Annotated in this window: 12 protein-coding genes and 1 pseudogene; 6 read left to right on the forward strand and 7 right to left on the reverse strand. The window is 73.2% G+C overall.

Features of this window, described 5'->3' with window-relative positions:
* The 4 genes from QM572_RS03920 to QM572_RS03935 form a co-directional block, all read right to left on the reverse strand.
* On the reverse strand, positions 1 to 639 hold a 639-nt coding region (locus QM572_RS03920), incomplete at its 3' end, for a hypothetical protein (protein WP_415090241.1).
* Positions 636 to 1,454: a heme ABC transporter ATP-binding protein gene (locus QM572_RS03925; protein WP_415090243.1), complete on the reverse strand. Its 819-nt coding sequence runs from the start codon at positions 1,452 to 1,454 to the stop codon at positions 636 to 638. The genes QM572_RS03925 and QM572_RS03920, both read right to left, overlap by 4 nt.
* On the reverse strand, positions 1,445 to 2,536 hold the full coding sequence (locus QM572_RS03930; RefSeq protein ID WP_415090245.1) for a FecCD family ABC transporter permease: 1,092 nt from the start codon (positions 2,534 to 2,536) through the stop codon (positions 1,445 to 1,447). Before QM572_RS03930 ends, QM572_RS03925 begins: the two co-directional genes overlap by 10 nt.
* Positions 2,533 to 3,633 (reverse strand): heme/hemin ABC transporter substrate-binding protein, encoded by a 1,101-nt coding sequence (locus tag QM572_RS03935; protein ID WP_415090247.1) that lies wholly within the window; start codon positions 3,631 to 3,633, stop codon positions 2,533 to 2,535. The genes QM572_RS03930 and QM572_RS03935 overlap by 4 nt, the downstream gene beginning before the upstream one ends.
* Before the next feature lie 153 nt (positions 3,634 to 3,786).
* Between QM572_RS03935 and QM572_RS03940 the strand changes: the two genes are divergently transcribed.
* Together QM572_RS03940 and QM572_RS03945 are read left to right on the forward strand one after the other, a co-directional pair.
* Positions 3,787 to 4,485 carry a heme oxygenase (biliverdin-producing) gene (locus tag QM572_RS03940; RefSeq protein WP_415090249.1) on the forward strand — a complete coding sequence of 233 codons (699 nt, stop codon included), beginning with the start codon at positions 3,787 to 3,789 and terminating at the stop codon, positions 4,483 to 4,485.
* A gap of 10 nt (positions 4,486 to 4,495) precedes the next feature.
* Positions 4,496 to 6,139, forward strand: a complete 1,644-nt coding sequence (locus QM572_RS03945; RefSeq protein ID WP_415090251.1) for a phospho-sugar mutase — start codon at positions 4,496 to 4,498, stop codon at positions 6,137 to 6,139.
* A 16-nt stretch (positions 6,140 to 6,155) separates the two neighbouring features.
* On the opposite strand, the gene QM572_RS03950 is transcribed toward QM572_RS03945, so the two are convergent.
* A complete protein-coding gene (locus tag QM572_RS03950) occupies positions 6,156 to 6,692 on the reverse strand; it encodes a hypothetical protein (protein WP_415090253.1) in 537 nt (178 codons plus the stop codon).
* Positions 6,693 to 6,716: 24 nt separating this feature from the next.
* On the opposite strand from QM572_RS03950, the gene deoC reads away from it, so the two are divergent.
* The 4 genes from deoC (at position 6,717) to QM572_RS03970 (ending at position 9,084) form a co-directional block, all read left to right on the forward strand.
* Positions 6,717 to 7,388: a deoxyribose-phosphate aldolase gene (gene deoC / locus QM572_RS03955; RefSeq protein WP_415090255.1), complete on the forward strand. Its 672-nt coding sequence runs from the start codon at positions 6,717 to 6,719 to the stop codon at positions 7,386 to 7,388.
* Positions 7,388 to 7,981 (forward strand): ATP-binding protein, encoded by a 594-nt coding sequence (locus QM572_RS03960; RefSeq protein WP_415090257.1) that lies wholly within the window; start codon positions 7,388 to 7,390, stop codon positions 7,979 to 7,981. Before deoC ends, QM572_RS03960 begins: the two co-directional genes overlap by 1 nt.
* Positions 7,981 to 8,472 (forward strand): hypothetical protein, encoded by a 492-nt coding sequence (locus QM572_RS03965; RefSeq protein WP_415090259.1) that lies wholly within the window; start codon positions 7,981 to 7,983, stop codon positions 8,470 to 8,472. The genes QM572_RS03960 and QM572_RS03965 overlap by 1 nt, the downstream gene beginning before the upstream one ends.
* A gap of 135 nt (positions 8,473 to 8,607) precedes the next feature.
* Entirely contained in the window at positions 8,608 to 9,084 is a 477-nt protein-coding gene (locus tag QM572_RS03970; protein ID WP_415090261.1) for a hypothetical protein, read from the forward strand.
* A 20-nt stretch (positions 9,085 to 9,104) separates the two neighbouring features.
* Here the strand turns inward: QM572_RS03970 and QM572_RS03975 are convergent, their stop codons facing one another.
* Positions 9,105 to 10,172, reverse strand: coding sequence for an adenosine deaminase (locus QM572_RS03975; RefSeq protein WP_415090263.1), 1,068 nt, complete (start codon positions 10,170 to 10,172; stop codon positions 9,105 to 9,107).
* Positions 10,172 to 10,422: pseudogene (locus tag QM572_RS03980) on the reverse strand (thymidine phosphorylase); the annotation flags it as partial. The pseudogene QM572_RS03980 and the gene QM572_RS03975, both read right to left, overlap by 1 nt.

Raw genomic sequence — 10,422 nt, forward strand, 5'->3', positions numbered from 1 at the left:
CACCGCGGTCGCGGTGCCGCTCGCCGTCGCCGAGGCGGTCGCACTCGAACTCGTCGTGGCGGTGGCGCTGGAGCTGCTCGAGGATGCCTTGAACGTGACCGGCGTGAACGTCTCGTTGCGGGCGTTGATCACGCCGTGAGCGCCGATGGTGATGATCCCGCAGGTGACCTTCCGGCAGTCGACGGTGCGGGCGGCGCCGGAGCTGTCGACCGTCTGGAACGTCGCGCCCGGGACCACGATCGTGGTCTTCCAGGAGCCGTCGGCCGCGATGGTCCCGCCGTTGGCCGACGAGGCCGTGTCGGAGCCCTGGAAGGCGACGAACTTCTGGAAACCCTGGTTGTCCTTGGTCTGGCTGTCGGGGACGTAGAGGTAGTTCGTCCCGGCCTTGCCGCCCTTGCTCGGCTGCCACGTGCCCGAGCGGGTGCCGAAGAGCACGTAGATGCCGCCGTACCCGCCCTTGATGGCCTGGAAGCCGCGGCCCTTGAGCGTGAGCGTCGTCGCGTAGGTCGGGTCGGCGACGGCGCCGCTCTGGCCGTTGGTGACGGTGACCCGCGCGGCGGCCTCGGCGGGACCGGTGCCGAGCAGCGTGGTCGAGGCCGCGACCAGCACGACGCCGAGCCACGCGGACATCCGGCTCATCGGACGACGCTCCACGACCCCTCCTCGGTGTCGGGCGGCGGCACCGCGTGCAGCCGGCGCGGCACCACGACGAGCCGGCCCTGGTGGGTGAGGACGTCCACGGGGTGCTCGTAGACGCGACCGATCAGCTCGGGGTCGAGCACCTCGGCGGGCGTCCCGTCGGCGACGATCTCGCCGCCCGCGAGGACGCAGATGCGGTCGGCGTACGCGGCGGCGATGGTGAGGTCGTGGACGACGGCGACGACGGCGCTGCCCGCCACCGCGAGCCGGCGGGCCTGGGCGAGCACCTGGTCCTGGTGGCGCAGGTCGAGCGCAGCGGTCGGCTCGTCGAGCAGGACCAGCGGGGTCTCCTGCGCGAGGATCCGCGCGAACGCCACCCGGGCCCGCTCGCCGCCCGACAGCGTCGGCACGATCCGCTCGGCGTGCTCGAGCACCTCGGTGCGCTGCATCGCCTCGGCGACGACCCGGTCGTCGTCGTCCTCCCGGTGGGTGCGGACCCACGGCGACCTTCCCATGCGTACGACGTCGACGGCTCGGAAGCCGAAGGCCAGCCGGTGCTCCTGCGGCAGCACCGAGCGACGCCGGGCGAGCTCGAGGTGCTTCCAGGCGGCCAGGTCGACGTCGTCGAGGGTGACCGCGCCCGCGTCGGGCGGCAGGTCGCCGGCCATGACGCCGAGGAGGGTCGACTTGCCGGCCCCGTTGGGGCCGACCAGCGCGACGAGCTCACCGGGACGGACGTCGAGCGAGACCTCGTGCAGCACCCGGTGGCCACCGAGCGAGAGCGAGACGCCGGAGGCGCGAAGCATCAGGCCCACCCCCCGGCGGAGGTCCGGGCACGGCGCAGCAGCCAGAAGAAGAAGGGGCCCCCGACGAGCGCGGTGAGCATGCCGATCGGGAGCTCGGCGTAGGCGACCGAGGTCCGCGCGAAGGTGTCGGCGCAGATGAGCAGCAGCGCTCCCCCGAGCGCGCTCGCGGGCACCAGCACCCGATGGCCGGGGCCGATGATCATCCGGATCAGGTGCGGGACGACGAGCCCGACGAAGCCGATGATCCCGGCGAAGGAGACCGCGGCGGCGGTGAGCACGGCGACGAGCAGGATGACCACCATGCGGAGCCGCTCGACGTCGATCCCGACGTGACGGGCGGCGCGGTCGCCGAGGGCGAGCACGTCGAGCCTGCGCGCGACGACGAGGGCGCCGAGCACACCGGCGGCGAGGAAGGGCGCCACGACGCCGACGTAGACCCAGCGGGTGCCGTTGAGGCTGCCGAGCTGCCAGAAGATGATCTCCTCACGGGCCTGGGTGTCGGCCAGGAAGATCATCAGCGCGAGGCCGGCGCTGCAGACCGCGTTGACCGCGATGCCGGTGAGCACGAGGGTGACCACCTCGGTACGGCCGTCGGCGCGGGACAGCACGTAGACGACGGTCGTCGTGATGAGCCCGCCCCCGAAGGCGAACAGGGGAACCGTCCAGGCCCCGACGAGGCCGATCTGGAAGACGATGACCACCGCGGCGGCGAAGGCCGCGCCGGTCGAGACGCCGACGACCCCGGGCTCGGCCAGCGGGTTGCCGAAGACGCCCTGCATGAGGGCGCCGGCCGTCGCGAGCGCCGCACCCACGAGGACCGCGAGCACGATGCGGGGGAAGCGGACGTTCCACAGCGTCGCGTCGCCCAGAGGATGCGACGGCATCGGGCCCCAGTCGAGGCCGATCCGGTGCAGGACGGAGCCGAGCACCTCGTCGGCAGGGATGTCGAGCTGGCCGCGTCCCGCCGAGACCAGGATCATCACCACGAGCGCAGCGCTCAGCCCGGCGATGAGCAGGGTCACGCGCGCGGCCCGAGCACGCGGCAGGACGCCGGCCGGAGCCGATCCCGCGGGCGGCGCGACGGTGGTCACGAGGCCGCCTTGGCGGACTCGGGCGCATAGATCGCGACGGCGAGCGCGTTGAGCACCTCGGCCGTCCGGGGGCCGAAGCCGAGGATGGCGCTGTCGGACATGTCGACGATCCGCCGGCGCTGGCCGGCCGGCGTCTGCGCCAGGGCGGGCAGCTTCTCGAGCAGTCCGTCGACGCCGCCGACCGAGGCGAGTCCGTCGGTCATCATGAGGATGAGCTCGGGCTGGGCGGCGATGATCCCCTCGTCGGTCACGGGCTTCATCCCGCTCCAGTCGATCTCCTCGCTGACGTCGTACGCGCCGAGGGCGTCGATGAGAGAGTCGGCCCCCGAGCCCTCGCCGAACATGTAGTAGACGCCGGCCTGGCCGCGCACGTAGAGGAAGACGGTGCGCAGCTTGGTCTGGACCGTGGTCGGCGCGACCTTCGCGATCTCGGCGGTGGTCGCGTCGACCTCGCTCTTCGTGCGCGCGGCCAGCTTCACCCCGAGGTCGTGGACGCCGAGCGCGTCGGCCACCTGGATGGTGAGGGAGGTGATGTTGTCGATGCTGCGGGTGGAGTCCACCACGACGACGGGGACGCCGGCGTCGCGCATCTGGAGCAGGACGTCCCACGGGCCGAGCGAGGTGTCGGTGATGATCACCGTCGGGTTGAGCGCGAGGATCTTCTCCGCGACCAGGTCGTGGCTGCTCTCGTTGGTGACCAGGGGCAGGTCGGCGGCCTCGGCGAACTGCGTGGAGAGGTCGCGTCCGACCACGTTGTCGCCGAGACCCAGGTCGAAGACGGTCTGGGAGAGCGTGCCGTAGATGTCGAGCGCGAGGATGCGGCTGTCGTCGGTGACGGTCACCTTCGTGCCCTGGGCGTCGGTGACGGTCACGGGCAGGTCGGGCGTCGGGCTGTCGGCGATGGGGTCGATGGCGACGTCGCCGAGCGCGGCGTGGGTGGCGCCCTCATAGGCCTTGGGATCGGCGAGCGCCGACGCCTGCGCGAGCGGCACCGAGCCGCCCTCGTCGGCGGAGCCGTGGCTCTGCGGGAGGGATCCACAACCGGCGATGACCATCGCCAGCACCGAGGCGACCGCCCCCACGGATGCCCGTCGCACGCTGCGCACCGTGTCACTCCTTGTCAGTTCTTTTCCCGAGAACTTAGGGCAACCTATCCTAGGTTAGGTTAGCCTTCCCACTGCGGAACCTTGTCAAGGATCTGACAGTGTGTCAACATCATCTCGACAGAGTGTCAGGAAAGAGTGGCAGGCATGACTGCCGAGGAGGCCCCCGTGACGACGAGCCAGATCGACGAGCGAGCAGCGCTCGCGAGCACGCCCCTCGCGGCCGCCATGCGCGAGGGCTCGCAGGCCGAGCACGAGGCGGCCGAGCACTCCCCCTTCTTCGAGGAGCTCCTCGGCGGACGGGTCGGCGAGGCCGGCTACGCCGCCTACCTGCAGCGGCTCCTGCCGGTCTACGAGGCGCTCGAGGAGACCGCGCGGGCCCGCCGCGACGACGCCGCGGTCGCGGCGGTCTACGACCCCGCGCTGGAGCGGCTCGACCGGCTGCGCGCCGATCTCGAGCACTGGGCTCCGGGCGCCGGTCCGGTCGACTCACCGGCCGCGACGGCGTACGCCTCCCGCGTCCGGGAGGCGGCCGACGAGTGGGCGCCGCTCTTCGTGGCGCACCACTACACGCGCTACCTCGGCGACCTCTCCGGCGGCCAGGCGATCGGCCGCCTCATGACCCGTCACTTCGAGCTCGAGCCCGGTGTGGGCGTCGCGTTCTACGACTTCCCCGAGATCCCCAAGCCCAAGCTCTTCAAGGACGCCTACCGCGCCCGGCTCGACGCGCTCGGCCTCAGCGAGGACGAGATCGCCCGTGTGGTGGTCGAGGTGCGCCGCGCCTTCAACCTCAACCAGGCGGTCTTCGTCGAGCTGGGCGAGCAGCTGGAGGCCTTCCGCCGGTAACGTCGGGCGCGTGGACCACGAACTTCTCACCGCCGCCCGCGCCTGGCTGACCGAGGACCCCGACCCGCAGACCCGGGCCGAGCTCGAGGCGATCCTCGAGCGCGCCGAGGGAGGGGACGCCGAGGCGGCCGCCGACCTGGCCGATCGCTTCAGCGGCACCCTGGAGTTCGGCACGGCCGGCCTGCGCGGCGCGCTGGGGGCCGGTCCCAACCGGATGAACCGCGTCGTCGTCATCCGGGCGGCCGCCGGGCTGGCGGCCTACCTCCTCGAGCGCGGCGCCACCGGCCCCGTCGTGATCGGGTACGACGCCCGCTACAACTCCGACGTCTTCGCCCGTGACACGGCCGAGGTCATGACGGGCGCCGGGCTGGAGGCCCTCACGCTCCCCCGCGCCATGCCCACGCCGGTGCTGGCGGGCTCGATCCTGCGGCTCGGGGCGAGCGCCGGCGTCATGGTGACGGCCAGCCACAACCCCCCACAGGACAACGGCTACAAGGTCTACCTCGGGGACGGCTCGCAGATCGTGCCTCCCGCCGACGCCGACATCGCAGCCAAGATCGCCGCCGTCGGATCGCTCGCCGACGTGCCCCGGGGGAACGGCGGCGGCCTGATCGACGAGACGGTCTGGCACGACTACATCGCCGAGACCGGCCGGATCGTCCGCGCCGACAGCCCGCGCAACCTCCACATCGTCTACACCCCCCTGCACGGCGTCGGGCTGGAGACCATGCGCGCCGTCTTCGACCGCGCGGGCTTCTTCCGCGTCACCGCCGTGCCCGAGCAGGCCGAGCCCGACCCCGCCTTCCCGACGGTCGCCTTCCCCAACCCCGAGGAGCCGGGCGCGATGGACCTGGCGTTCGCCCTCGCGGCCGAGCACGACACCGACCTGGTCATCGCGAACGACCCCGACGCCGACCGCTGCGCCGCCGGCATCCCCGACCCCGCCACGGGCACCTGGCGGATGCTCCGCGGCGACGAGGTCGGCCAGCTCCTCGGCCACGACCTGCTCTCGCGCCGGGTGGCCGGCACCTACGCCAACTCGATCGTCTCCTCCTCGATGCTGGGCACCATGGCGCGGGCCTACGGGCAGCCGTTCGTGGAGACCCTCACGGGCTTCAAGTGGATCGGCCGGCTCCCGGAGCTGGCGTTCGGCTACGAGGAGGCGCTGGGCTACTGCGTCGACCCGGCGCACGTGAAGGACAAGGACGGCGTCAGCGCCGCCCTGCTGCTGGCCGACCTCGCCGCGCGACTCAAGGCGGAGGGCTCGTCGGTCGCCGAGCGGCTCGACGACCTCGCACGCGAGTTCGGGCTGCACGCGACCGACCAGCTCTCGGTGAGGGTCTCCGACGTCTCCCTGATCTCCGACGCGATGGCCCGCCTCCGCGCCACTCCCCCGACCACGCTCGGCGGCCGCGCGGTGTCGGTCGCGACCGACCTGGCCGTGGGCTCGGCCGACCTGCCGCCGACCGACGGCCTGCGCTACGACCTGCCGGGCGCGCGCGTGATCGTGCGGCCGAGCGGCACCGAGCCGAAGCTCAAGTGCTACCTCGAGGTCGTCATCCCCGTGACCGGCGACATCGCGGCCGCCCGCGCCGCCGCGACCGCCGAGCTCGCCGCCCTCAAGGCCGACATGAGCACCGCGCTGGGGCTCTGAGCCGTCGGCAGGGTGGTCACACGGCGATCAGGAGCACCACCGCGACGACCAGGGCCGCGAGCACGGTCAGCTCTCCACGAGCCCACCGCCGCCGTACGCCGCCGCCCTCGTCACCCCACCGGAGCGCGTCGTCGCGATGGCTGGCAATGAGCGCCTGGACGTGGTCGAGATAGGGATCCGCCTTGACCTCCCGCCCTCGCTTGACCCGCACGTCGCGCGCCGGGCGGCCGAGGGAGGCGTTGACGTAGCGCTGCTCGCCCACCCACGCGACGAAGACCTGCCGCACCGCGCTGGAGGTGAGCAGGGACAGCGGGATCTCGACGGTCGACGCGACGCCGCGCAGGACGAGCGTGCGCCCGCGCAGCCCGACCCGCGGGCGCAGCAGGACCAGCCACACGACCATGCCGAGCAGCAGCCCGGCCGCGATCCACACCGGATCGGTCTGGACGGTCGCCACGACCACGACCACGGCCGCCACCGCCGCGCCCAGGAAGCCCGAGATCCGGCTGTTGTTCGGCACGAACCACTGCGTCCCGCCGTCTTCGTCCGCCACAGCGGAACACCCTAAGGTGTGCGGGTGACTCTTTCCGCCGCCGAGGTCGCCCGCTACATCGACCACACCCTGCTCAAGCCCGAGGCCACCCACGCCGACGTCGCGGCGGTGATCGCGGAGGCCGCCGAGCTCGGCACCTACAGCGTGTGCCTGTCGCCGAGCATGCTGCCCGTCGAGGTCCCCGAGGGGCTCAAGGTCGCCGTGGTCTGCGGCTTCCCGAGCGGGAAGCACGCCTCGTCGGTCAAGGCCGCCGAGGCCGCGCTGGCGGTGGAGCAGGGCGCCGACGAGATCGACATGGTGATCGACATCGGGGCCGCCAAGGAGAAGGACTTCGCGGCCGTCGAGGCCGACGTCGCCGCCGTGCGCGCGGCGGCTCCGGCGCCCACGGTGCTCAAGGTGATCATCGAGTCGGCCGCGCTGAGCGACGACGAGATCGTCGGCGTCTGCCGCGCCTCCGAGGCCGCCGGCGCCGACTTCGTGAAGACCTCCACCGGCTTCCATCCCGCCGGCGGCGCCTCGGTGCACGCCGTGGAGCTGATGCACGCCACCGTCCCGGGCCTCGAGGTGAAGGCGTCGGGCGGGGTCCGCACGCTCGAGGACGCGCGCGCCATGATCGCTGCCGGCGCGACCCGCCTGGGTGTCTCCGGCTCGCGGGCGCTCCTCACCGACGCGACGGCGGACACCTCCGGCTACTGATGGCGCGCGTCATCGTCCTGGCCGGCCCGTCGGGCGCCGGCAAGTCGCGGCTGGCCGAGCGTCTCGGCCTGCCCATCCTGCGCCTCGACGACTTCTACAAGGACGGCGACGACCCGACCCTCCCGCGGATCGGGGACGGCCCCAACCACGGCCTGGTCGACTGGGACCATCCGGACTCCTGGCTCCCGGCCGACGCGGTCCGCACCCTGGCCGAGCTCTGCGCGGACGGTCGCGCCGACGTCCCGGTCTACGACATCCCCTCCAACGGGCGGGTCGGCCACCGGCTGCTCGACCTCGGCGGCTCCGAGCTGGTCGTGGCCGAGGGGATCTTCGCCGCGGACATCGTCGCCGACTGCCGCGAGGCGGGGATCCTGGCGGGCGCCTACTGCGTGACGCAGGCACCCGTCGTCACCTTCTGGCGACGCCTCGTGCGCGACCTGCGCGAGCACCGCAAGCCGCCGCTCGTGCTCGTCCGGCGCGGCTGGGCGCTGATGCGCGGCCAGGGAGCCGTCGTCTCGGCGGCCGAGGCGAAGGGCTGCACGGTCGTCTCGCCGCACGAGGGGTTCGCGCGCATCACGGGGCTCCGCGGCTGATGCGCTTCGGCCGCGACCTGCGCCAGCCCGACGGCATGTCCTGCGGAGCGACGTCGGTCGTCGTCGCGCGGATGCTCCGCGACCCCGCCTGGGCCGCGGAGATCCGGCCGTCGTTCGGCGCCGTGGTCAAGGACGTCCACCGCTCCTTCCACGTCTGGCCCGAGCGGTGGGGCACCGCCTGGTGGTCGGTCGCGTGGCATCTGCGGCGGATCGAGGGCGTGCCCTACACGCTCCGCCCGCCGTCGTACGCGCGGCTCCTGGCCGTCGCCCGCTCCGGCCGCCTCGCGTCCCTGTACGTCGGCACCCGGCTGCTCCCACGGCACGTCACCCTCGTCGTCGGCACCTCCGGCGCGGCGGGCGAGGAGCTCGAGGTCTTCGACCCCGCGACCGGGCTGGTGCGCACGATCACCCGCGCGATGTGGGACGCCCACGAGCTGCGCCTCGGCGGGTGGCCGCGGGCCTACTGCATGGTCGTGCCCGGCCGGCCCTGATCCGAGCCCAGATCCGAGCCCCATCGCGCTAGGGTCGGGATGTCCTCCAGGACCGACCCGACGGCGACGGGATCCGGGTCGTCCGGGCAGCGTGACCGGACGAGCGGCCCTCCCGGCAGAAGGAGCACGATCAGCATGACGACGAGCGAGCCGACCACCATCGACGCCGAGGCCAAGCAGCGGGTGCGCGAGACTCTCCTCGCCCGCGCGAAGGCGGCGGCCGACGACCTCGCCCGGAAGGTCGCCGAGGAGCACGCCGCCTCCGAGCGCACCGGCAGCGGCGCGACGACGATCGACGACCTGTCGCAGTCCGACGAGGCCGGCGACCTCGGCGGCCTCGTCGAGGAGTCCAGCGCCCACGCCGAGGACGTCGTCGCGCAGATCGAGGGCCTCGACTTCTCCCCCACCGACGTCGTCCGCAGCGGCGCGCTCGTCGGGTTCGCCGGCGGCCGGTACGTCGTCGGGGTGGTGAGCGAGGAGTTCGAGTGCGACGGCGCGACCTACGAGGGCATCGCGGCCGACGCCCCGATCCTGGCGGCGCTCGAGGGCCTGCGCGTCGGCGACGGCTTCAGCTTCGCCGGCCGCACCCACACCGTCGGCTTCGTCGCCTGAGCCACGCGCCGACGAGCACGTCAGCCGCGCGCGGCCTCGTAGCCGGGCAGGATCACGTCCTCGATGATCGCCATCCGGTCGGGCAGCGGCAGGAAGGCCGCGTGCATCGCGTTGAGGGTGAAGATCTCGAGGTCGTCGACGTCGTAGCCGAACGCGGTGGCCAGCTTCCACGTCTCCTCGGAGACGGAGGTCCGCGACATCAGCCGGTTGTCGGTGTTGATCGTGACCGTGAAGCCGAGCTCGGCGAGCAGACCGAAGGGATGGGTCTCGATCGACGTCGCCCCGGCCGCGTGCGTCTGGAGGTTCGACGTCGGCGCGACCTCGAGCGGGATCCCGCGATCGCGGACGTACGCCGCGAGGCGGCCGAGCACCGGCTCCCCGTCGGGTCCGGTCGTGATGTCGTCGACGATCCGTACGCCGTGGCCCAGCCGCTCCGCGCCCGCGAAGATCGCGCCGGCGATGGACTCCAGCCCGTCGGCCTCGCCGGCGTGGATGGTGATGTGGCACGCCTCGCGCCGGACGACGTCGAACGCGCTCTGGTAGCGCTCGGGCAGGAAGCCGATCTCCGGGCCCGCCACGTCGAAGCCGACCACTCCCCGGTCGCGGAAGGCCACGACCGCCTCGGCGGCCTCGGCCCAGCGGTCGCTCTGCCGCATCCCGCACACCAGTTGGCGGGCGACGATGCCGTAGCGCGCCGCGGCGTCGTCGTACCCGGCCTGGACGGCCTCGATCACCTCGGGGATGGACAGCCCGCCGACGGTGTTGAGCTCGGGCGCGTTGCGGATCTCGGCGTAGACGACCCCGTCGAGGGCGAGGTCCTCGACCGCCTCGAAGGCCACCCGGTGCAGCGCCTCGGGGGTCTGCATGACCGCGATGGTGTGCTCGAACGTCTCCAGGTAGGAGACCAGCGAGCCGGAGTCGGCCGCGTCGCGGAACCACGCCTGGAGGCCGTCGAGGTCGTCCGCGGGCAGCGGGTGCTCGATCTCCCGAGCGAGGTCGAGGACGGTGGAGGCGCGGACGCCGCCGTCGAGGTGGTCGTGCAGCAGCACCTTGGGCAGCGCGCGGATCTCGTCGAGGGACAGGCTCATCACGCGATCCTGTCGATCAGCAGCGGCGCGGCGGTGAACCTCGGGGTCGTGGTGCCGGCAGGGGCGATGGCCTCGATGTCATAGCCGCCCTCGAGCGACTCCAGGGCGCGGGCGAACCGCGCGGGCTCGTCGGCGTGCAGGGTCAGGAGCGGGGCGCCCGCGACGACCTCGTCGCCGGGGCGCGCGTGCCAGACGACGCCGGCGCCGGGCGACACCGGGTCCTCCTTGCGGGCGCGGCCGGCGCCCAGCC

Origin of the sequence: Nocardioides sp. (assembly GCF_047607365.1) — a bacterium.
Classification (GTDB): domain Bacteria; phylum Actinomycetota; class Actinomycetes; order Propionibacteriales; family Nocardioidaceae; genus Nocardioides.